The sequence below is a fragment of the Streptomyces olivaceus genome (assembly GCF_000721235.1).
Lineage (GTDB): Bacteria > Actinomycetota > Actinomycetes > Streptomycetales > Streptomycetaceae > Streptomyces > Streptomyces olivaceus.
This window is the reverse complement of sequence record NZ_JOFH01000116.1, coordinates 1-743: the sequence shown is the minus strand read 5'-3', so window position 1 is coordinate 743 and position 743 is coordinate 1. Positions and strand designations below refer to the sequence as shown.

Annotated in this window: 1 protein-coding gene; it reads left to right on the top strand. The window is 70.8% G+C overall.

Annotated elements, in window-relative coordinates; translation table 11 throughout:
- Positions 1 to 63: 63 nt before the first annotated feature.
- On the top strand, positions 64 to 743 hold a 680-nt coding region (locus IG94_RS39445; RefSeq protein ID WP_346009437.1), incomplete at its 3' end, for a zinc-binding dehydrogenase.

Sequence of the window (743 nt, the reverse complement as noted above, 5' to 3'; positions counted from 1 at the left end):
GATGTGGCGGGTGTGCGGTCGGGTGAGTCGGTGTTGGTGCATGCGGCTGCGGGTGGTGTGGGGATGGCTGCGGTGCAGTTGGCCCGGTGGTTGGGTGCGGAGGTGTGGGCGACGGCGAGTGAGTCGAAGTGGTCGGTGGTGCGGGGGTTGGGTGTGGCGGGGGAGCGGATTGCTTCGTCGCGGTCGGTGGGGTTCGCGGAGGTGTTCGGGCGGGGTGTGGGTTCGGGTGTGGATGTGGTGGTGGATTCGTTGGCGGGGGAGTTGGTGGACGCGGGGTTGGGGTTGGTGCGTCCGGGTGGCCGGTTCGTGGAGTTGGGGAAGGCGGACGTACGGGATCCGGGTGAGGTGGCCGCGGCCTACGAGGGCGTGATGTACCGGGCGTTCGATCTGGCGGAGGTGGCGCCGGAGCGGCTGGGGGAGATGCTGCGCGAGGTGGTGGAGCTGTTCGGGACCGGCGCGCTGGAGTTGCTGCCGAGGCAGGAGTGGGATGTCCGGCGGGCCGGCGAGGCGTTCGCGCTGATGAGCCGGGCGAAGCACGTGGGGAAGCTGGTGCTGAGCGTTCCGTCGGCTCCCGCGGCTCCCGCGGCTCCCGTGGCTCCTTCGACTTCCGGGGCTCCCGTGGCTTCCGGGGCTGCTTCTGCGGGCGTGGTGTCGTCGGTGGGGGATGGGGGTTGGGTGTTGGTGTCGGGTGGTTCGGGTGTGTTGGGTGGGGTGGTGGCGCGGTATTTGGTGGGGGTGCGGGG